General features: G+C 47.6%; 16 protein-coding genes and 1 pseudogene. 4 read left to right on the top strand and 13 right to left on the bottom strand.

The annotated features are described in order from the left end of the window. Nucleotides 1-62 precede the first annotated feature (62 nt). Nucleotides 63-1,028 carry a sugar kinase gene (locus DFQ00_RS09665; protein ID WP_110896278.1) on the bottom strand — a complete coding sequence of 322 codons (966 nt, stop codon included), beginning with the start codon at nt 1,026-1,028 and terminating at the stop codon, nt 63-65. 217 nt (nt 1,029-1,245) lie between these two features. On the opposite strand from DFQ00_RS09665, the gene DFQ00_RS09660 reads away from it, so the two are divergent. From DFQ00_RS09660 to ilvD, 3 genes and pseudogenes are all read left to right on the top strand, one after another. Continuing rightward, the gene (locus DFQ00_RS09660; protein ID WP_110896277.1) at nt 1,246-2,286 is read left to right on the top strand and encodes an acyltransferase family protein; all 1,041 of its coding nucleotides are present in this window, start codon (nt 1,246-1,248) and stop codon (nt 2,284-2,286) included. A 146-nt stretch (nt 2,287-2,432) separates the two neighbouring features. Beyond that, nucleotides 2,433-2,681: pseudogene (locus DFQ00_RS09655) on the top strand (KGG domain-containing protein); the annotation flags it as partial. Nucleotides 2,682-3,165: 484 nt separating this feature from the next. After that, entirely contained in the window at nt 3,166-4,851 is a 1,686-nt protein-coding gene (gene ilvD / locus DFQ00_RS09650) for a dihydroxy-acid dehydratase (protein ID WP_110896275.1), read from the top strand. Between the two features lie 110 nt (nt 4,852-4,961). Here the strand turns inward: ilvD and DFQ00_RS09645 are convergent, their stop codons facing one another. Continuing rightward, nucleotides 4,962-6,365, bottom strand: a complete 1,404-nt coding sequence (locus DFQ00_RS09645; RefSeq protein WP_110896274.1) for a polysaccharide deacetylase family protein — start codon at nt 6,363-6,365, stop codon at nt 4,962-4,964. A 172-nt stretch (nt 6,366-6,537) separates the two neighbouring features. Between DFQ00_RS09645 and DFQ00_RS09640 the strand changes: the two genes are divergently transcribed. Further along, a complete protein-coding gene (locus tag DFQ00_RS09640) occupies nt 6,538-7,683 on the top strand; it encodes an AI-2E family transporter (RefSeq protein WP_110896273.1) in 1,146 nt (381 codons plus the stop codon). Between the two features lie 41 nt (nt 7,684-7,724). Here DFQ00_RS09640 and DFQ00_RS09635 read toward each other — a convergent pair whose 3' ends face one another. The 11 genes from DFQ00_RS09635 to DFQ00_RS09585 form a co-directional block, all read right to left on the bottom strand. Continuing rightward, complete coding sequence (locus DFQ00_RS09635) at nt 7,725-9,428, bottom strand: peptidoglycan D,D-transpeptidase FtsI family protein (RefSeq protein WP_482805325.1); 1,704 nt, start codon at nt 9,426-9,428, stop codon at nt 7,725-7,727. Nucleotides 9,429-9,658: 230 nt separating this feature from the next. Next, nucleotides 9,659-11,947: a methyl-accepting chemotaxis protein gene (locus DFQ00_RS09630; protein WP_244213759.1), complete on the bottom strand. Its 2,289-nt coding sequence runs from the start codon at nt 11,945-11,947 to the stop codon at nt 9,659-9,661. Nucleotides 11,948-12,274: 327 nt separating this feature from the next. Further along, on the bottom strand, nt 12,275-13,603 hold the full coding sequence (locus DFQ00_RS09625; RefSeq protein ID WP_110896271.1) for a peptidase U32 family protein: 1,329 nt from the start codon (nt 13,601-13,603) through the stop codon (nt 12,275-12,277). A gap of 17 nt (nt 13,604-13,620) precedes the next feature. Next, nucleotides 13,621-14,550: a peptidase U32 family protein gene (locus DFQ00_RS09620; protein WP_110896270.1), complete on the bottom strand. Its 930-nt coding sequence runs from the start codon at nt 14,548-14,550 to the stop codon at nt 13,621-13,623. A 14-nt stretch (nt 14,551-14,564) separates the two neighbouring features. Beyond that, nucleotides 14,565-15,605 (bottom strand): endolytic transglycosylase MltG, encoded by a 1,041-nt coding sequence (mltG, locus tag DFQ00_RS09615; protein ID WP_279630394.1) that lies wholly within the window; start codon nt 15,603-15,605, stop codon nt 14,565-14,567. A 75-nt stretch (nt 15,606-15,680) separates the two neighbouring features. Then, nucleotides 15,681-15,995 carry a DUF1292 domain-containing protein gene (locus DFQ00_RS09610; protein ID WP_110896269.1) on the bottom strand — a complete coding sequence of 105 codons (315 nt, stop codon included), beginning with the start codon at nt 15,993-15,995 and terminating at the stop codon, nt 15,681-15,683. Continuing rightward, on the bottom strand, nt 15,996-16,295 hold the full coding sequence (locus DFQ00_RS09605) for a DUF1292 domain-containing protein (RefSeq protein WP_017686820.1): 300 nt from the start codon (nt 16,293-16,295) through the stop codon (nt 15,996-15,998). It lies immediately after the preceding gene. A 12-nt stretch (nt 16,296-16,307) separates the two neighbouring features. Continuing rightward, nucleotides 16,308-16,724: a Holliday junction resolvase RuvX gene (gene ruvX / locus DFQ00_RS09600; protein ID WP_174812308.1), complete on the bottom strand. Its 417-nt coding sequence runs from the start codon at nt 16,722-16,724 to the stop codon at nt 16,308-16,310. A 123-nt stretch (nt 16,725-16,847) separates the two neighbouring features. Further along, complete coding sequence (locus tag DFQ00_RS09595) at nt 16,848-17,108, bottom strand: IreB family regulatory phosphoprotein (protein ID WP_090915537.1); 261 nt, start codon at nt 17,106-17,108, stop codon at nt 16,848-16,850. A gap of 129 nt (nt 17,109-17,237) precedes the next feature. Next, the gene (gene alaS / locus DFQ00_RS09590) at nt 17,238-19,859 is read right to left on the bottom strand and encodes an alanine--tRNA ligase (RefSeq protein WP_110896267.1); all 2,622 of its coding nucleotides are present in this window, start codon (nt 19,857-19,859) and stop codon (nt 17,238-17,240) included. Nucleotides 19,860-20,366: 507 nt separating this feature from the next. Next, the gene (locus DFQ00_RS09585; RefSeq protein WP_110896266.1) at nt 20,367-21,434 is read right to left on the bottom strand and encodes an AI-2E family transporter; all 1,068 of its coding nucleotides are present in this window, start codon (nt 21,432-21,434) and stop codon (nt 20,367-20,369) included. Nucleotide 21,435 lies beyond the last annotated feature (1 nt).

The raw sequence follows: 21,435 nt of genomic DNA, 5'->3' as shown, positions 1-21,435 counted from the left end.
GTTGTGAATACAAGCTTTACATTTGGAAAAACGAAGATGAGTCATCCTGATTTTAACGGAACTTAACGCTCGACGTGAACAACGTTGTTCAGCTTGGCCTCGACCTGTGCCCAGGTAGGAAGTGCTTCCCAATCACCGACCGCCTGTATAACCATCGAACCGGTCAGATTACCAAGGCGAGTCGCTTCCTGCGGAGTGTAGCCTTTCAACAGACCAGCCAAAAAGCCAGCGCAGAATCCATCCCCGGCTCCTACAGTATCGAGAACCTGATCTGCTTTAAAGTACGGAACCTCCGTTAGGGTACCATCCGCAAGTACATAGGTCAAATCAGGGCCGCCCTTAACGATGCACACAGCATTCATTGCTGCTAATCGCTCAAGCACCTTCTGATCACTTTCTTCGTTATATAGAAGTTTCATCTCATCCAGACCCGGTAAAAAGTAGTCGGCCTGTTCAGCCAAACGCAGCAATACAGGGCGAGCCTGATCCGCTGACCACAGCTTGAGGCGCAGGTTCGGATCAAAGCTCACCTTCACACCTGCCTGCTTGGCGATATGTATAGCGGCTTCAACCGTCGCAAGTCCCGATTCGCTTATAGCTGCAGTTATACCTGTAACGTGCAAAATCTTCGCACCGGCGATATATTCTGGGTCCAGATCATCCGGCGTTATTGCACTTGCGGCTGATAACTTCCTATAATAATGCACCGAAGCTTTCCCGGAAGCGTTCTCACGAATCATTAGCCCCGTAGGCTCCTGATCACTTAATTTTGCCCGGGAGACATCCACGCCTTCGCCGCGAATAGCTTTCAGAATCATGTTTCCAATCGGATCATTACCTAGACGTCCAAACCAGCCGCTGGTATGTCCAAGGCGTGCTACGCCAATGGCCAGATTGCTCTCTGCTCCTCCGAACGTCTTGTCCAGTGTAGCTGCATATTCAAGCCCTCTCGTATCTCTGGCCGTCAGCAACCCCATACTCTCCCCGAATGTAATAATATCAGGGCTTGGAAAGGGACTCGTTGACATGTTGCCTTCCTCCTTAATATTGACTACTCATCTTCTTTCTCCATTGTCATGCCGCACGCAATGGTTGTCAATCCCGAAGCATTCTTTTTGTTGTCACAGGTTTGAGAAAAGATAACGCTTACTAATGTGAATTAAATCACAATGTTACCATGAAAATCATATTACCCTTGATACAGATATACAACTTTTGAATGAAGTTTTATTAGGGGGCAGCATCATGAGAAACCAGATACTGATTCAAGATGATCAGGAATCTTTCTTTTACAATCTTCGCTTCATGCTCATCGTCTGCGTACTGGCTGCAAACGCACTTGAGCCGCTCATCACACGCTTTGCAGGGGCAGAAGCTTTGTTTATGTGGATCTACACCTTTCATATGCCACTTTTTGTCTGGGTTACCGGGTACTTCGCCAGACCCTCCATTCGAGGGACTTCCGGACGCAATGTGCTGAAACAGATCGCCATACAGTATGTTCTGTTTCAAACGTTGTACTCCCTGATGGATGTGACCCTATTCCATACACCCCATATGCGGATTTCTTTCTTTGCACCCTATCTGCTGCTCTGGTTCCTTGCCAGCCATTTCTGCTGGAGGCTGCTCGTCTGGCTGACCCTTACATGGAAGCCGCATCAACGATTGATGGCCTCCATCGCGCTGGGCATTATCGTAGGTTATTTGCCTGTTGACGGATTCTGGCTGAGTATCAGCCGCACCCTTGTTTTCCTGCCCTTTTTTGTGCTTGGGTACGACTACGGTGCCTCGATTCGCTCCCACCTTCTTCCAGGCTGGGGCCGGAAAATCGCCGCTGTTCTATCTGTTGCCCTGCTGGTCTACATCGCTTGCGACGGCTTGAATATTCCAGCAGGCTGGCTGCTAGGGAGCAAAACGTATGCCGAATTGGGGCATCATGAGTGGTATGCTGGAGTGCTGCGTCTCGGTGTATATCTGCTGGAGATCGTTTCAGCATCGCTATTCCTAGCCTGGGTACCTAATCTGACCTCTAAAATAACTGATCTGGGCAAGCGTACGTTATACGTTTTCCTGCTGCACGGCTTTCTTGTACGTCTGGCGATCTGGTCGGGAATCTACAGTTATATGGGAAGTGCCCTATTCATTCCAATCATCCTTGTCGTTGCTGTGCTATTTGCCATTACGCTGGCTCATCCGCTTGTACGACGTACCTTCAAGGCACTGATTGAACCGGACATCACACGAATTCCCTTGCATCGGCCCGGTGCTTTCAAACGTTCAGCTTAATGCCATAAGATTCTCTTCCTTAATAACTCGGACTATAGCCCGGACATCCATAGAAACCCATCCTTTTTGTTTCAGGCTGGAAATGATGTGGTAATTTAGGATACACACTGCAAAAAACAACTTATCATTATAAGGAGTGATTTGTAATGACACGAGGGCATACTCCAGATCGCAAAATGAGTAGAGAAGAAGCTGGGCGCCTAGGCGGCAGAGCGACTTCGAGAAGCCATGACCGAAGCTTCTACCAGATGATTGGTAAAAAAGGTGGCGAGGCCACTTCCGATGCTCACGATGCGGAATTTTATAAAGAAATCGGACGCAAGGGCGGCGAAGCGACCTCCGAGAATCACAATACGGAATTCTATCGTGAGATCGGCCGTAAAGGTGGAAGCAGCTAACGATCCCTTGAAGTACCCTGCTTTTAAAATAAACTACATTTTCTTCAATATTTCAGAAGCCAAATCCATGAAAATGAAATCTGGCTTCTTTTCTATTGTCTATTGATTGTAGAAATATGACGAGGGTTGTGATAGACTCTATAGAAAAACCGGGTGTTCACGGGTTTAAAGCAACAGAGAATGTCACAAACTACGGAAAGCCTGAAACCGGATTAACCGGTCTGTTTTTTTAGGGCGTGTCTGAAAACGCTGAAGGAAGCCCATTTTGCTGAATTTTCGTTCCAAGCCAGGAAGCTTTCCGCAGGCGTGCCGGGGCACGTCTAGGGAAAGTGACGCAGCAGGGGGCGAAAAGGCGTAAAAGATGCACTTCAGTAGGTTTCAAGACACGCCCTAGAGTACGGATGAAATTAAACGACAGATGCACTGCCATTTATTTTTCCATTCATGCTGCTCAATACTATATATTTGGGGGGAATACACCATGTCAGCCAATAAGATGCGTTCCGATATGATCAAAAAAGGTTTTGACCGCGCACCACACCGGAGTTTGCTCCGTGCAGCGGGCGTTAAAGAAGAGGATTTCGGCAAGCCGTTTATTGCGGTATGTAACTCTTACATTGATATTGTCCCTGGTCACGTCCACCTGCAGGAATTCGGTAAAATTGTTAAAGATGCCATTCGTGAAGCCGGCGGCGTTCCGTTTGAATTCAATACTATCGGGGTAGATGACGGGATTGCGATGGGCCACATTGGCATGCGTTACTCCCTGCCAAGCCGTGACATTATCGCGGATTCGGTGGAAACGGTTGTGTCTGCACACTGGTTCGACGGCATGGTTTGTATTCCGAACTGTGATAAAATCACTCCTGGTATGATGATGGGCGCACTGCGTTGTAACATCCCTACCGTATTTGTAAGTGGTGGGCCGATGAAAGCAGGCCGTGACAGTAACGGTAAAGCTCTCTCCCTCACGTCTGTATTTGAAGGCGTAGGTGCATTCCAGGCTGGTAAAATTGATGATAAAAGCTTGCTTGAGCTTGAGCAGTTTGGCTGCCCGACTTGCGGCTCGTGCTCCGGTATGTTTACAGCTAACTCCATGAACTGCCTTGCAGAAGCAATGGGACTGGCTATGCCGGGTAACGGAACAATTCTGGCTGTTGCTCCTGAGCGTCGTGAGTTTGTTAAACAATCCGCCAAGCAATTAATGGAATTGATCAAGCTGGATCTGAAACCGCGCGATATCGTAACTGTAGAAGCGATCGACAATGCGTTTTCGCTGGATATGGCGATGGGCGGCTCCACGAATACTGTATTGCACACGCTGGCTCTTGCTCACGAAGCTGGCATCGAATATCCAATCGAGCGGATCAATGAAGTAGCCAACCGCGTTCCGCATCTGGCTAAACTTGCTCCTGCTTCCGACCTGCACATCGAAGACGTTCACAATGCAGGCGGCGTAAGCGCAGTACTGAACGAATTGCTCAAGAAACCAGGTGCAATTCATGCAGACTGTATTACGGTTACAGGTAAAACCATCCGTGAGAACGTGGAAGGTCAGGAGATCAAAGACACCAACGTAATTCACAAACTGGACAACCCTCACTCCGAAAAAGGCGGTTTGGCTGTATTGTTCGGTAACCTTGCACCACAAGGCGCCATCATCAAAGTTGGTGCGGTTGATCCTTCCGTTGGCGGATATCACAAAGGTCCTGCCATCTGCTTTGACTCCCAGGAGCAAGCCCTTGAAGGCATTGCTAACGGCAAAGTAAAAGAAGGACATGTTGTCGTGATTCGTTATGAAGGACCAAAAGGTGGACCTGGTATGCCTGAAATGCTCGCTCCAACGTCTCAGATCGTAGGTATGGGTCTTGGTGCGAAAGTGGGTCTGATCACGGATGGACGCTTCTCCGGTGCCTCCCGTGGTATCAGTATCGGACATATCTCTCCAGAAGCAGCGGAAGGCGGTCCAATTGCCTTTGTTGAAGAAGGAGATATCATTGAACTGGATCTGAACAACCGCATCATTGAGCTGCATATCAGCGATGAGGAATTCGCAGCCCGTCGTGCGAACTGGAAAGGTTTCGAACCAAAAGTCAAAACTGGTTATCTGGCCCGCTATTCCAAGCTTGTAACGAATGCTAGCAACGGTGGCGTACTGAAAATCTAATTTTGTAATAACGCAAACAACAAAACATAAATAAAAGGATGCGCTCTGCTACAACAGCTGAGCGCATCCTTTTTGTCATTACACAATGAGTCCATGGCCTATGCTTGATATTAATTTCGTTCTGGCAAAATTTCGTTTTCAAGTAAAATTGACTCGTCTCGTATATCCTCAGTCGAAGCAGCAGCAAGCTTACGATGCTGTCCGTAGCGTTTTAACAGTTCCTCCACTGGCATAACAATCATTTTGGGCACCAATTGATCTGTACGCTGTTTCAGACGGTCTTTCCCCGCCGGATGAATGACGCCAAGCAGCAGCTTCAGATATAGCCTGGAGGCCATGCTGAACGGGCCTGGAGGCAACTCCTGAATTGTAAATCCAAACTTCTCGGGTCCACGATTAATCATGCTCACACCGTAGATCGCTTTCGCTGAGCGTAATTCCGAATCAGCCGCAACAAGCTCAGCCAGATCAGGCAGTTGCTGCTCCATGGTACGAATCATGCGAATGGCTAAGTGCATGCTAGAGCGTGAGCTTACTCCAAGTTCATATAATTTCTGATTATCAAAATGCAGCTCAATAATCGGATCCCCGTTCTGTAAAACGTAACCTTGCCCCATCTCTACCCTTGCACCATGATATACACGGGAACGGAAATGAAGCATTGGATCTTCCGGGGAAGCCGTTCTCAGGTGGTATACCCAGTGAAACAGCTTCTCCCAACCTAACCACAACGCAACCAAAGCACGTTTCCACAGCTTCAGGTTTTTCCGGGTTTCGGTTTGATTCACAGTGGAAGTGGCTGTATCGCCATTCATCAGCGTATCCACTCGAACACTGGTTAATCCACGGCGCTTCGCTTCCACAAGAACGGTCGCCAGCGCTTCAAGCATCTGCTCTGGCGCCTGTGCATCAGCTCCAAGGGTTGTACCCCGATCATGTAGCAGCAGCACCTCTCCGCCCTTTAACTTCCGAAGCATGCGTTCCTTTAATAGCTCTGCACCCACACTGCATCTCCAGTCCTCAAACATGGCAGACCACAGAATAATTTTACGATCCTTTTTACTGAAAAAATCAAACAGGTTCACAATGCCCCATGGTGGACGATAATAACAGGTTTTCTCACCCGTAATTTCTTCAATAATCTGACCTGTTCGTTGGATCTGATCCCGCACTGTTTGCGGTCGCATTAGCCAGTTCGTTTTATGGATATAATTATGAATACCAATTAAATGCCCTTCTTCATGAATACGTCTGATTAACTCAGGGTGACTCTCCGCATGCTCGCCCACAACAAAAAAGGTTGCCTTCACATCATGCTCTCGCAGCAAATCAAGCAAACGAGGTGTATATGTCGGGTCTGGTCCATCATCAAACGTTAAAGCATACGCTGTATCACTCTCTCCCCTTCTGAATACACGAAAACCAAACAGTCTGCTAATCAGACTTGGAATAAAAGCGTAAAAAGAGGACAGGTAAAATAACCATAATAAAATACTCTGAAGCATCGTTGTCATGATGTTGATTCCCCACTTCTCCTACTAATTTACGGCCTGATAGGCACTATCTAAAATAAATCGCCTTTAATTTTATCATAATTATCACATTTCTTAAATGCTGTTCCCCCAAATAGCACTATCATGTACAATGAATACAATCTAATTTATACCTGTAAAGGAGTCTATGTCCATGTTGCCGCTGTATAAAAAATACGGGCGTACCGTTTTCGATATCGCTCTGCTCGTGTTAACCGTGTACGTTATCATGTTCACTTTTAGTAAATTGTATCACATCGCTGCGCCTGTTTTCCTTTCATTTCTTGTATTCTGGATAATTGAACCCTTAGCCAGCTTTCTGCATCGAAAAGGCCTGCCTAAAGTGCTGGGCACAACCATCGCTCTCTTGTTATTTCTCGGGCTGATCATTGCCGGCTTCTTTGGGGTTGGTTTCTTCATCATTTCGCAAATTTCCGATCTGCAGTCCAACTTCCCGGGATACGTTCAGTTAATTCAGCATGAATTCACCAATCTCGTACTGCTGATACAGGACAAATCAAATGCTCTTCCCGGAGGAATACTGGATAAAATCAATGAATATTTCGCCACGCTATCCGGCTTTCTGTCCAAATGGGTCGCCAGCGGGGCACAGGTTATCATCGGTTTTCTCAGCTCATTCTCTTCCTTTATAACCAACTTCGGGATCGCGATCATTCTTGCCTTTTTTCTCAGCATCGAGATTGAATCCTGGCGTAAATTCGCTCGTGCCAAAATGCCAAAGACATTAAAAACGGCTAACAATTTTATGCGAACTCACGTGTTCAAGACCATTCGTTTCTACATAAAAGCACAGTTGATTATGATGCTTATTACATTCGTATTGATATATGCAGGATTGCTGATTCTGGGAACTTCCAACGCTTTTACAGTCGCAGCCATCTGTGCCATATTTGATCTGGTACCGCTGCTCGGCGTGCCTGTCATATTCATTCCATGGATTATTTATTTACTTATTGTGGGAGACAGCGTGCTCGCGATCGGACTAATTGTCATTTTGGCCGTAACGATGCTGACTCGGCAATTGCTTGAACCTAAAATTTCGGGCAATTCGATTGGTGTCTCTTCTGCTTATTTGATGCTTTCTTTCATGCTGATTTCTCTCTCCATCTTTGGACTTGCAGGTGTTGTGCTTTCTCCAGTGCTTCTGATTTTATTAAAAGAACTGCTCGAGCAGGGTTACCTGCAAAAATGGATTCATCTGCCTCAGGACGAATTCGACTCCTCACCACTCGTGATGGACTCACCTGTTCCCGGCACCTCCAAGAAAACAGGTGAATAATGAACGGCCACTGAGCAAAATTATTTATTTCCATATACAGTTCAATTTGAGCTTGCCAAGTAGTCCATCACCTTTCCAAATAAAGCTGTCGCTTGATGAGCACTGCTCGGTGAGACGTTCTGCACGAGCACAGCAACAGCATATTTCGGGTCTTCGATGGGGCCGTATCCGATAAACCATTGATGGTTTTTAGGTTTTCCCTTGTGCATCACCTGAGCTGTTCCTGACTTCCCTGCAACATGCCACCTCGCATGCTGCAGGGATTTTCCTGTGCCCTTGCGAACAACAGTATGCATCCAGCTCAATAGCTGATGTGCGGTAGTCGGGGATATCTGTCCTGCTGCAGATGGAGATGCATGTAAGGGCATTTCCAGCATTGTTCCTCCGTCCGCATACCGAATACGCTGTACAAGACGGGGAGCCGTCACTTGGCCATCATGCAGCAGTGTCACCATCAGGTTAGCCGCCTGTAATGGAGTAACCAAAGCGTCCCGCTGTCCAATCGCTGTCTGGATTCTGGCCCCTTCATCGTCAGACTTGACGGCTTCCGTTCGAATACGCCCTGACTCTTCATGATCAAAATGCTTCAACACAGGCATACCCGCAATATGCTGCTCCTGCCAGCCTACGGTACGTGCAAGCCCCAGAAGATCCGCAGTCTGTTCCAATTGCTCCGTGTGCAGTCTGCGGGCAATTTCAGCAAAAACAATGTTGCAGGACTCGGCAAAGCCCTGCTCCAGATTCAGCTCCCCATGTCCATGCTGCTTCCAGCAGGAAAGACCGTATTTTCCGTATTTACCTTCACAGTGGAACTGCTCATTCCGAGAAACGACACCATTCTCCAGTGCGGCTGCTGCCGTCACTATTTTGAAAATAGAGCCTGGCACCGCTCCCTGGATAGCTCGATTACCCCAAGAGGAGGAGTGCTTGGGGTCCACATGCTGCGGATCATAGAAAGGACGTGATACCATGGCACGTACATCTGCATTCGCCGTATCCAGTACAACGACAGCGCCTTCCTGCATGCCCGAAGATTGCGTAAGGTCCTCAATAGCTTGTTGTATACGAGCATCAATCGTTGTTTCCACCATTAAAGGATAGTGTTGATTCGCAGGTGCAATAACTCTTGGCTGCATCTCCGAAATAACCTGTCCATTCCCCGAGACCATCCGGGACACCAGAGTCGGACCAACACCTCGTAATAGAGGCTCCAGCGTTCTCTCCAGCCCGGCCGCCCCAGACTTCATTGCATAAGGCTGCTTCACCTCATCCTGATGACTGCCTGACTGCCCCGCTATTGTGGCTTGTTCATTCAGGTATCCTAGCCATTGACTGCCGCTTGCCTTGTGAGCGTACCTCGCCATAACAGGATAGACTTCGATCCCTTCAATCCCCAGTTCATGTATGCGTAAGCGTTGCGTTTCATTCAGCAGAACCGGTTCTGATCCACCTCCAGTCCAGAAATGAGGAGTCTGCTCCTGCTGCCACTCCGCTTTGAGCGAATCTGTCCGGCTATTTAGTATTGACGCCAGTTGTTCTAGCTTGAACTGCCTCTTAGGTTTGTGCGTCTTCAAATTTGAGTCCAATTGGTGCTGTCCTGGAAAAAAAACAAGCCCCCATTCCAGTCTGCCGGTTAATGGACGTCCATAATGATCCGTAAACTGCCCCCGGCCCGAATCAAGCATCACACCTCGTTCTCGCTGCAGCACTGACATCTCACGCAGCGTTCGTTGATATCCTGGCATCACCCGGTTCACCTGAGCCATCTGAATCCAGCCAAGTCTTAGCGCCAGAATTGCAAAAATAAGTGTCAAGCCGGCGCAAAGCATCGCTATACGGCGCTTCCATCCAAGCTGCAGTTGCACGTCAGTATTCCACCCTTACCTTTTTCAACTATTATCCGTTAAGGTGTATGGAATTATCCGGAAAAATCAAGAAAACCTGCCCCAAACAGGGACAGGTTCCGTCAAACATTTTATACGGTGAAACGTGACAGCGTGTCTTTCAGTTCATTGGACACATTCTCCAGCTTACCAGATAGACTTACTAGCTGGTTACTGATATTCTGTTGTTCACTGCTCAGTGAAGCTACTTCCTCAGAAGTAGCGGAGGACTCTTCAGCGACCGCACTGACATTACTCATCGCTTCAGACAGCGTAGCCTGAGATTTGCTCAGTTCTCCAATAGAGCCTGTAACCATACCCAGACGTTCCACGAATGCTCCCATTTGCTCCTGTACAGAAGCAAAGATCACATTGGTATCCTTCACCGCATCCATCTGTTCTTTGAATAGTGGGTAGGCATCCGACAGGGCTTCAACCGTTTCGTTCATCTCTGACATGATTTTGTCGGTAATCTCTCCGACCATATCAATGGACTGTCTGGACTGGGCTGCGAGCTGACGTACTTCATCCGCTACAACCATAAATCCACGACCTGCCGCTCCTGCACGCGCCGCTTCAATCGTTGCATTAAGAGACAAGATGTTCGTTTGTTTCGTAATATTTTGCATGACATCCAGCACTTTTAATACAGACGATGTGCTTTCCTTCAACGAATCCACTTTTCTCACCAATGCGCCGATCATTTCTTCGGTTTTCTGTGTTTTGGTCATCAATTGATTCAGATGCTGTGTTCCCGTCTGACTGGATTTCTCTACATGACGGGCCGAATCGCCCATCTCCTCATTGGCAGCAATAACACTTTCCATCTGGCGAGAAATGTTGTCCGTTAACTCATTTCCTCTTTCTGCCTCTGTCGCGAGACTGCCTGCGCCACCAGCAATTTCTTCCGTAGCCACAGCGATTTCAGATGCAGACACCGCTGTTTTCTTCGATGCGTTGCTCAATTCTGCGGCTGTATCCAGCACTTCCTGTGCTGTACGATTGGTTTGCTCAACCAGATTGGTAATCTGCTCCATCATCGTATTAAATGCGGCGGACAACTGTCCAATCTCGTCTTTGGAAGCAAATGGAGTTCTCACTTTCAGATTCCCCTTCGCGCCCTCCTGCATCAAGTCTTTCAATCTGCTAAGTGGACGAGCAATCATGCGAACCATCCATACACCGATCAATACCGCAATAGCGGCATCTACAAGCGCCATCCACAGGGTTAGTGTCAGAATGCCTTTGGCGTCTTTAACCAGCATTGAAGTAGGAATCAGACCGATGAGCTTCCAGCCTGATGTCTCCATCGTGCTGTATACAGCCAGCATGTTGGTTGATTTGCCATCCACCTCATATTCGGCATTGGTACTTCCTCCTGCTTCCTTTAAATCTTTGACAAAAGTAAGCTCTGTTGCTTTGCCAATACGATCAGGAAGAGTAGAAGCAACCACTCGGTTATCAGGCGCAATCAGTTGAAGTACCGAACCTGGCCCCAGATCCAGTGATTTCAACTGTTCTTCCAGCACCTCCAGCTTCAACTCAATGATCAGCACGTAGGATTGTGTCGTGCCTTGCAGGTTCTTCATAGAGCGTGCAATTCGGAAGGTTGCTGATGATCCGTCCTTCTTCTCCTCTGTAGGGAGCCAGCGATATCCGCCCTGCGAAATAAGCTCGTTGTACCAAGGCTCCTGACGAATGCTTCCCATGGATGAGCTGCTGTTGCCTGTGCCCATCACCGATTTTGATTCGTCTGTAGGCACAAGATAAATCGCTTCCATAGATTTATTTGTAAACGCAACATTCGATAACTGTTTATTGATCGAGCTCGTATTCACGAATGTATCATACGCTGTCAGATTCGGATCTGACATTTTCTGTAGCAAACTCTGCATCTCTGGATCAAAGAAAATCTGTGTAGACGTATCCACAAATCTCTCCAGAATGATATCAAGCTTCTGTTTCGTTTGATCAATTGTTTCCTGATTCGCTCTGGATGCGTTGATCTCAATGGTGTTTTTAGCTTTTGAATAGGATAATAGACCCAAACTGACTACTACGATCATGATGGCTGCAAAGAAGATTAAAAATAGCTTAACCCCCACAGACTTGGCTGGATTCACTCTTCTAATCTGTCTAAACGACGTTCCTCCGAGTCCCTTCCAATCTCTATTTTTGAGCTGTTTCTTGATCCAGTCCGTCTTAACTCGATTAAGCCGGATTTTACTAAAATCAATCTTGAAAGGCTTTTTATTGCCTCCTTCTTTTTTGATTTTAACCGGTTTAACTTTTTTCACCTTCTGTGTCTTATCAGGCTTAGCCTGTTCGGGCTGTGTAAACTGTTCCCCACTGTCTTTATCCTTCTTTTGAACCAATCCCATTCACCTGCCAGTAATTTTCTTGTTAGATTTTTAATCTCTCCCCTATAAATATGTAGTATTCGACAACTTTCCCTCTTTCCCTCCAATTTCTCGGAAATATATTACAACTTTTTTCCTATTTTTCTATAAAAAAAAGAGACCCATTTACCGATATACGGGGGTCTGTTATTCGAAAAACATCTCCTCCACCTCATTTCTGATGGTTTGGAGATGTTCTTTTATTATTCTTTAGTACCGAAGGTGGATTCATAGGTATATATAGCTAGGACATGCCTGACTCAAGTTCTCTCATTCCTATCAACCAACCCACTTCGATGACAGAATAACCTACTTCTTTTTTCTCATCATATCAAAGTAGGACACTGGCTGATCGACTTTCATCTTCACTAGCTGCAACGGATGGCGGGCAGCATCAAGCACTTTCCCCTCTTGATCCTGAATTTCCCCAACCACCTGTTTAAAGAACGTACCGTTAGGACCGAAAAATTCAATCTCCTGTCCCGGTTTGAAGTGGTTCCGCTGTTGAATTGTTGCCATACCTGTAGCTGCATCATAATCCATAACGAGACCAGCGAAATCGTAAGGGACTGCTTTTTCCTCCGGCTCATAGATATGATCCTCGTGATCTGGCGTATCGTAGAAGAAACCTGTATTCAGCGGACGATTTGCCGCCTTGTTCATCTCCTCCACCCACTCCGGTTTCAGCACATAATTTTCAGGATCAGCCATATACGAATCAATCGCCTGACGATATACGTTGACAACCGTTGCAACATAATGAATGGATTTCATGCGGCCTTCAATCTTGAAGCTGTCCACACCTACATCAATCAGTTCGGGAATGTGCCCGATCATGCACAGATCCTTCGACCCCATAGAGAAGGCGTTATCCTGCTCCTGGAATAGAGGCAGTTGATTTTCACCCAGCTTGAATGGTGCAGGGGCCTTCATCTGCATGTCCTCTTCACTTACCCAGACCGTATCCTCTCTCGCGTCCTCGAACAGGTCATACTTCCAGCGGCAAGACTGGCAGCAGCCCCCACGGTTGGAATCGCGGTCTGTAAAATGGTTCGACAACACACAGCGTCCGGAATAGGAGGAACACATCGCGCCATGAATGAACGCTTCGATCTCGATATCGACATGATTCTTGATTTCCTCAATCTCTTCAAAGCTTGTTTCACGGCCGAGCACCACTCGTGGCAGCCCTTCATCCTTCCAGAACTTCACAGCCTGCCAGTTCAATGTAGACTGCTGTGTGCTAAGATGCACCTCAAGGCCTGGTACCGCACGCAATGCTACCTCGATAATTGCCGGATCGGCAACAATAACTGCGGAGATGCCCGCATCATACAGGCTCTGCAAGTACGCCTCAATGCCTGCCACATCTTCGTTATGGGCATAAATATTCGTTGCCACGAATACCTTAGCTCCATACTTTTTAGCAAATTCTACACCTTCACGCATCTCTTCAAAACTGAAGTTATCTGCGTTGGAACGCAGCCCATAGGCCTGTCCGCCAATATATACAGCATCTGCACCATAGTGAATTGCAAACTTTAATTTTTCCAGATTTCCCGCCGGAGCCAGCAACTCCGGTTTATCCAGACGGTTACGTTTACCCGAGAACTTCCGCTTGACCGCCACTGTTTCCATCATGTTCACCTCTTCGATTAATACACTTGTTCTTTGTAAAAAAATCCAAACGACAATTCTCGCTCAGGGTCCTGCAACTCATGAACTTCCTTCAGCCACTGCTCGTCATATTCATACGAATCCGGGTCAGCTTCATACAGATCAATCGCCTGACGATAAGCCCTAACAACAGCTTCATTATAAGCCAAAGGTTTCAGAATGCCCTCCACCTTGAAGCTATGCACACCTGCCTCCATCATCAGATGAAGATCCTCCAGAATGCAAATATCCTCAGAGCTCATAATATGTGTTCCGTTCATATCCTCATAGATCGGGAATTTCTCATCCCGCCGCTCTGCCTCAATCAGGAATAAACCACGTTCCTTGCCAAGATGTCCTTCTACCGGACGCCCCTGGTGAGCCATGTAACTTTGCACCAGACTGCGCTTGGAGTGATAAATGTTGGTCATGCCATGAACCTGAACCTGTGCCTCCACTTTTAAAAAGGGAACCATCTCCGTGATCTCGTCCATGTTCAGCTCCCGCGCAAGCACCACCCGTCCGGCCCCTTTGGTTCCCCAATAGTTAGCCGTGGCATAGTTCGTGGACGTCATCTCGGCGTTCCAGTGCAAACGAATGTGCGGAGCATGCTCCTTGATTGCAGCCAATACGGACGGGTCATTAAACTCGACTGCGTGCACACCAATCCGTCCCAATGCTTGCACATATTCAGGCAATTCTTTCAATAATTCATTGGACATGAGGTTGTTCATGGACACAATAACCTTTGCGTTATGCTTGGCAGCCAAAGCTGCCACCTCTGCCGTTTCCTCCACACTGAAGCTGCCCGGCAGGCGCATGCCAAAGCGGTCATCTCCAATTAATAAAGCATCTGCTCCGGCCTGAAGCAATGCTTCCGCCTCTTTTACATTAGCCGCTGTCACGAGCAGTTCATGTTTGTTACTCATCTAATCCCCTCCGCTTATTGCGCAGCCTTACTTTTGGCTATATTTTGCTCATGTTCCTTGTATGTCTTGGCAAAGAGATGCCCTGACGTACCATCTTTCTTTGTTACATAAAACAGATATTCCGAAGCCTCTGGACTCAGCGCGGCCTTGATGGAAGCAAGACTCGGACTGGCAATAGGTCCCGGCGGCAATCCTTTGTTCAAATACGTATTATATGGGCTTTCCACCTTCAAATCTTTGAACAGCAGCCTTGCTTTCGGCTTATCCAGCAGATACTGAACCGTTGCATCAATCTCCAGCTTCATGTCCTCTTTGATCCGATTATAGATTACACCTGCTACCAATGCACGTTCTTTGTCCACAACCACTTCTCGTTCTACCAGTGATGCGATCGTTAACAATTCATGCAACGAAAGCTTCTTCTCCTCAAGCTTTGCTTGTAAATCGGGGATAGAATTTACTCTCGTCTGAAATTCCTCAAGCATCCGCTGCATCACCTCATGGGTTGTGCTGCCCTTTTTCATTTCATATGTCTCCGGGAACAGGTAGCCTTCCAGTGCATATCGCATTTCCTCATCCACCGGCATATTTTTGATTATCTCCACATCAAAGGCCGATGGCTCGTTCGCCAGCTTGAGGAATTCCTTTTTATCCACAATCCCCTCTGCCGATAGCTTGTCCGCCATTTGCAGAACGGTGTATCCCTCCGGTATGGTGAATTTCACCATCTCCTCGGGAACGACATCACCGCTGTTCAGTTTATGAATGATCTCATCAAACGTTACACCCGGATTCATCGCGTACGTTCCGGCCATAAATTTACCGCCAAGTTTATTCCATTTCAAATACCCCTTGAACACCAGACTGTTCCGTATCAGCCCTTCTTGCTGAAGCTGATCCGCGATCTGGGAAGTTCCTGCCCCGCTTTTAATTTCAAACACGACAGGCTCGGAAGAGGCTTGCACCGGACGCATCAAGCTCCAGATATAACCGCCGGCCCCAACTGCAAGAAGCAGCAGCACGAGCAACAGGCTACCTATGACTTTGCCTTTCAACAGAGAAACAACTCCTTTACACAACCAAAAAGAGCGGACTGCTCCGCCCTTCCGGTTTTTTCAATTTGAAGCTGATTAATCCTCGTCAATCGGGAGAGTGCATTCATCATAAAGCTCCGAGATGCTCTCCCACTCATCGTCATCATCAATCGTAACTAATTCCGGCATGATCTGGTCTTCACTGCCAGGTAGAACCCGCAGCAGCTCAACTTCGTCATACGGACGCAATGAACTGCGGAGTACCGCGTACTGCTGCCCATGAACTTCAAATTCAGCGAGCAGTTCGTACGGATGTGATTTACCGTTCTCTTCCTCGAGCTCTACATGAGCACCGAATGCCAGACGCAGCGAATCTGTCCATTTCAGGTCCTTGCGATTATATTCCGTCATTTAGTTCGCTTCCTCTTCATCTTCAGCAAGAAATGTATTAAAGGTCTCCTCGACAATATCCCACTCGGCATCATCTTGGATCACGAAAAGTTTGATATCGTCGCCTTCTTCTTCATAACGGAATGCATAGACATCCGTCTCGCCATCTTCAGGTTCAACCGGAGCAACCATCATATACTTGGCCTCCGAACCGTCTACTTCGAATTTCATGATGACTTCAAATTCCTCTTCATTACCCTCATCATCTGCAATGTAAATGATCTCAGCTTCTTCTTCCATACCCAGTTGATCTTCAGCCATTGTTGATCCCCCTCACCTTTTACTATTGGCATCCAAATAATTTTGCAAAATCAGGCTGGCGGCCATTTTGTCCACAACCTGTTTGCGTTTTTTCCGGCTGACATCCGCTTCAATCAGCGTACGTTCGGCTGCCATCGTTGTCAGCCGTTCATCCCAAAGGTGAACAGGTAAATTCAGCTCGCCCCGCAGGCGTTCGGCAAACGCAATGCAAAGTTCACCGCGCGGCCCTACGGTACCGTTCATGTTCTTGGGGAGTCCAACCACAATCTCGCTGATCTCGTGCTCTCGCACCAATGCAGCAATTCGCGTGAACTCACCTTCATCCCGGCGGCGTTCAAGCACTTCCAATCCCTGGGCAGTCCAACCGAAGGCGTCACTCACGGCAACTCCGATTCTGCGGTCCCCGTAGTCCAAACCTAATTTTTTCATCATGCTCTCCCATCCCAAGGCCTGTGCAGATTAATGCTAACGTCTGCTCAGACTTCAGTCTGTCTTCTGTCGGTTCATTGTTCGTTTGTCTGCATGGCTGCAGATCCACGAAAGCGGCATATATTACCGGTGATTGGCCAGATAAGAACGTACCAGCTCTTCAATCAGCTCGTCGCGCTCCTTTTTCCGGACCAGACTGCGTGCGTTGTTGTGACGCGGAATATACGCGGGGTCGCCAGATATCAGATATCCAACGATCTGGTTAATGGGATTATACTCTTTATCGACCAGCGCGTCATATACCGTGAGGAGAATCTCTTGTGAAGATGCCTCCTGCTCATCACCTTTCACATTAAATTTAACCGTCTTATCCATGGAGTCCATTGATGACACCTCGCTCCTGCATGAACATGGGGACCATGTCCTGCCGAATTGATTTCTGTTTATATAATAACATATTCTGACTGCCACAAGTACACAAAGGATAAGGCAATTGTGTTTTTTGCTTGTCCTTTACTGGCTGACGATCGAAACGGCCAGTTTCAACGCTTCATCCAGCTTACTTGCGTCCTTGCCTCCGGCCTGTGCCATATCCGGACGTCCACCGCCACCGCCGCCACATACAGCTGCAACTTCCTTGACGATTTTCCCCGCATGCAGACCTTGTTTAACCTGCTCGGCAGGTACTGCAACAACAAAATTCACTTTGCCATCTGCCGGCGCACCAAGCACCAGCACTGCATCAGGCAATTTCACTTTCAACTCATCCGCAACAGTACGCAGTGCATCCATATTCGGTGCATCCACGCGTGCTGCCAGCACTTGTGTATTGCCAGCTTGTACGACTTGATCGGTGAGCTGACCTGCTTCCATCGCACTAAGTTTGCTTTGCAAAGATTCAGTCTCTCTAGCCGCTTCTTTCAGTTGCTGATTCAGACCTTCAATCCGCTTAGGCACATCAGTGACGTTTGCTTTAAGCAATGCCGCGGACTGCTTGAGCAGTTCAAGCTGACTTTCCACGTACAGATAAGCCCCTCGACCTGTCACAGCTTCAATCCGGCGCACACCGGAACCAATTCCGCTCTCGCTCACCAATTTGAAGATTCCGATCTCTGAAGTATTATTTACGTGACAGCCGCCACAAAGTTCCAAACTGTACTCGCCAATTTGAACGACGCGCACGATATCTCCATATTTCTCTCCGAACAGGGCCATAGCGCCCATTGCCTTCGCTTCATCAATGCCTTTCAGCTCAATGTTCACGTTGAGGCGATTCCAGATCTGCTCATTCACTTGACGCTCAATTTCCGTTAGTTCTTCCGGCGTAATGCTGCCAAAGTGAGAGAAGTCGAAACGAAGACGCTGTGGCTCCACCAGGGAACCGGCCTGATTAACATGCGTACCCAGTACATCTTTCAGCGCTTTATGCAGCAAGTGGGTTGCCGTATGGTTTTTGATAATGTCACCGCGTTTGGTGGAATCCACTTCGGCTTGAATGTTATCTCCCACACGGAGCTCACCAGACTCAATCGTTACCATGTGCACATGCTGTCCTTGCGGAGCCTTAAACAAACCTTGAACCTTGGCCACAGCAGCTGTACCGCGAAGCACGCCTTGGTCACTCACTTGACCGCCACTTTCCGCATAGAAAGGAGTTCTGTCCAGAATAACCTGAGCTGTCTGTCCCTCGCCTACAGCGTCTGCAAAAGCATCTCCTGCAACAATGGCTACCACTTTTGCTTCCGTCAACAGGTCAGTATATCCAACAAACTCGCTTTTAACCTCCAGGTCAGCCAGCGGTCCGCCTTGAATCTTCATGCTTTCGTTCTCTTGACGTCCTGCACGGGCACGGTCACGCTGCTCCTGCATGGATGCATCAAAGCCTTCGCGATCTACCGTCAGACCATGCTCAGCCGCATAATCCTCTGTCAGGTCAAACGGGAATCCATACGTATCATACAACTTGAACGCTTCTGGTCCGCTAATCACCGTACGTCCTTCGGATTTTGCTGCCGCACTGATATCAGCCAGAATCGCAAGTCCATCCGACAAGGTTTCGTGGAAACGCTCTTCTTCGGTTTTGATCACTTTGGCAATAAACTCCTGCTTTTCTACCACTTCTGGATAGTACATGCCCATGACTTCACCAACAGTTGTTGTCAGCTCATACAGGAAAGGACGATCCAGACCCAGCACTTTACCGTAACGAACAGCACGACGCAACAGACGACGGATAACATATCCGCGACCTTCATTGCTTGGCAGTACACCGTCGCCTACAGCAAATGCAACTGTACGAATATGATCGGCAATGACTTTGAGCGCAACGTCGATCTCTACGCTGTCGTTATATTTCACACCCGCCAAAGCGGCTGTTTTTTGAATCATTGGCTGGAACAGGTCTGTATCAAAGTTCGAATCTACATTTTGCAGAATGGAAGCAAAACGCTCCAGACCCGCACCAGTATCAATATTTTTGTTCGGAAGCGGTGTGTAACTACCGTCCTTGTTGTGGTTAAATTGTGAGAATACAAGGTTCCATACTTCCAGATAACGCTCGTTTTCTCCACCAGGGTACATCTCTGGATCATTCATATCACTGCCGTAGGCCTCGCCGCGATCATAGAAGATCTCGGTACAAGGTCCGCACGGGCCTTCGCCGATATCCCAGAAGTTCTCATCCAGCTTAATAATCCGTTCAGCGGGCAGGCCGATTTTTTCATTCCACAGCTTGAACGCTTCCTCATCTTCCGGGTAGACCGTAACGGACAGACGATCCGGGTCAAATCCGATCCACTCTTTGCTCGTTAGAAATTCCCAAGCCCAGGTAATTGTTTCTTCCTTGAAATAATCGCCAATCGAGAAGTTACCCAGCATTTCAAAGAACGTGTGGTGACGACGTGTTTTGCCGACATTTTCGATATCATTCGTACGAATACATTTTTGAGAGTTGGCAAGACGTGGATTCTCCGGCTTCTCCCGTCCGTCAAAGTACGGCTTGAGCGGTGCCATACCTGCATTAATCCACAGCAGAGACGGATCGTTATGCGGCACAAGCGATGCGCTTGGTTCAATTTTGTGTCCTTTACTTGCAAAAAACTCTATCCATTTGGAACGGATTTCACTGGCTTTCATACTGGTTGCCCCCATCAAATTATAATGTCCGCAGCGAGATCGCCCCGGTTGGTTAACTTCAATCAACTTAAAAATTAACACAAAAAACGCCCCTGAATTAAATCAGGGACGATGTTATCGCGGTACCACCCTGGTTATTGTTCTTGACCCCGTTCTAAGCGGATGAACGAACAATCTCCTCGTTAATGCGAGTAACGGTCGCGCCCGGCAGGGTTGTCCTGCACTCCGAAATCAGCTTTCTGCCGCTTCAACTTTCAAGACTTTTCCAGCCAGCAAACTCAGAGCCATTTCTGAATTCGAAGAAGTCTATTCTCTGAGGAAAGGAACCCTCGGCATACTTCATTTCATCATCGTTTTCACTTTGTAAACATACACTCTCATTATATCGACAGAGTTAGTTAGTGTCAACGCGCCTGCATCGACAAATCGCAGACATTTCCCTCGTTATCCGATCCTCTACGCGCATTCCATTTTTCTTTGTTAATTGTTCCTTCTTCTGATTACTTATCACTCTGTTCTTCGTTTGATGTAATAAGCGAAAAAGTGTTGCAGGATAACCTTGAGAACAGCAAAAACAGGCACAGCCAATATGAGTCCCACAATGCCTGCCAGCTCCCCCCCAACCAGCAGTGCAAAGATGATAGAGAGCGGGTGCAGATGCAAGGTACGGCCCACCACCTGGGGCGAAACAACGTTGCTTTCCAGCACTTGGCAGAGTGTGTTCACCACGATAACCAGCAGAACCATTTTAAACGAAACCGTTGAAGCCATCACCACCGCAGGTGCCGCCCCCAGAAAAGGCCCCAGATAGGGCACGATGTTGAACACAGCTACGATGCTTGCCAGAAGCAGGGCATAGGGCATATCAATCACGATGTATCCGATGTATGCAAAGATGCCTACGATAATACATACAATAAATTGCCCACGGATATAGTTGCCAAGAGCGGTATCAATCTCCTTCATCACCGAAACAATCGCCTTGCGGCGAGAACGGGGCAGATAAGCCACGATCGTGCGTTCAAACACATCAAAATCTTTTAACATATAGAAAATGAGAAACGGCACAATAAACACATTAAACAGCACATTAATGGTCGCTCCGATATTGTCCATCAGCACGGTAATGCCTTGAGTCAGCCGATCCTCCATCTGAAAAAACCAGCTGTTCATGCCTGAGCGTATGCTCGGCGGCATTAACTTGTGGTCCATGCTGTTCATCAGGCTTTGCGCACGCATGGATAATTCCGGCATATGCTCGTTTAATTCCTCAAGCTGCTCAATCAGTACAGGGATGACGTTCATCAGAATAACTCCAATGCAGGTGAGAAAAAAAGCATAGATTAACAGCACCGCGATTGAACGCGGAACCTTACGTCCCCCAAGCATACTTACAATGGGATTTAACACATAAGATATAATCAGGGCCACGATGAAGGGAGCAAATATCGTTTTGATGAACCCGTAGATATGTAAAAACAAAGGGCGCAGCAGCCAGATGAAATACAAGATAATCAATCCGAGCAAGAGCCAGATCGCATAACGAAATAGTTTGTTCTTGGTTAATTGCTCCACC

This window comes from Paenibacillus barcinonensis (genome assembly GCF_003217495.1).
Taxonomy (GTDB): domain Bacteria; phylum Bacillota; class Bacilli; order Paenibacillales; family Paenibacillaceae; genus Paenibacillus; species Paenibacillus barcinonensis.
Note: the sequence above shows the minus strand (reverse complement) of the source record. Positions and strands in the feature narration are given on the sequence as shown.

Excerpts from the sequence above, each read along its gene's own strand:
- DFQ00_RS09630 (WP_244213759.1), bottom strand. The coding sequence starts at position 11,947 with ATGGGATTGGTTCAAAAGAAGGATAAAGACAGTGGGGAACAGTTTACA.
- DFQ00_RS09665 (WP_110896278.1), bottom strand. The coding sequence starts at position 1,028 with ATGTCAACGAGTCCCTTTCCAAGCCCTGATATTATTACATTCGGGGAG.
- DFQ00_RS09645 (WP_110896274.1), bottom strand. The coding sequence starts at position 6,365 with ATGACAACGATGCTTCAGAGTATTTTATTATGGTTATTTTACCTGTCC.
- DFQ00_RS09620 (WP_110896270.1), bottom strand. The coding sequence starts at position 14,550 with ATGAGTAACAAACATGAACTGCTCGTGACAGCGGCTAATGTAAAAGAG.
- DFQ00_RS09660 (WP_110896277.1), top strand. The coding sequence starts at position 1,246 with ATGAGAAACCAGATACTGATTCAAGATGATCAGGAATCTTTCTTTTAC.
- DFQ00_RS09595 (WP_090915537.1), bottom strand. The coding sequence starts at position 17,108 with ATGGACTCCATGGATAAGACGGTTAAATTTAATGTGAAAGGTGATGAG.
- DFQ00_RS09605 (WP_017686820.1), bottom strand. The coding sequence starts at position 16,295 with ATGGCTGAAGATCAACTGGGTATGGAAGAAGAAGCTGAGATCATTTAC.
- DFQ00_RS09635 (WP_482805325.1), bottom strand. The coding sequence starts at position 9,428 with ATGCCAGGATATCAACGAACGCTGCGTGAGATGTCAGTGCTGCAGCGA.
- DFQ00_RS09625 (WP_110896271.1), bottom strand. The coding sequence starts at position 13,603 with ATGGAAACAGTGGCGGTCAAGCGGAAGTTCTCGGGTAAACGTAACCGT.
- alaS (WP_110896267.1), bottom strand. The coding sequence starts at position 19,859 with ATGAAAGCCAGTGAAATCCGTTCCAAATGGATAGAGTTTTTTGCAAGT.
- ilvD (WP_110896275.1), top strand. The coding sequence starts at position 3,166 with ATGTCAGCCAATAAGATGCGTTCCGATATGATCAAAAAAGGTTTTGAC.
- DFQ00_RS09610 (WP_110896269.1), bottom strand. The coding sequence starts at position 15,995 with ATGACGGAATATAATCGCAAGGACCTGAAATGGACAGATTCGCTGCGT.
- DFQ00_RS09640 (WP_110896273.1), top strand. The coding sequence starts at position 6,538 with ATGTTGCCGCTGTATAAAAAATACGGGCGTACCGTTTTCGATATCGCT.
- ruvX (WP_174812308.1), bottom strand. The coding sequence starts at position 16,724 with ATGAAAAAATTAGGTTTGGACTACGGGGACCGCAGAATCGGAGTTGCC.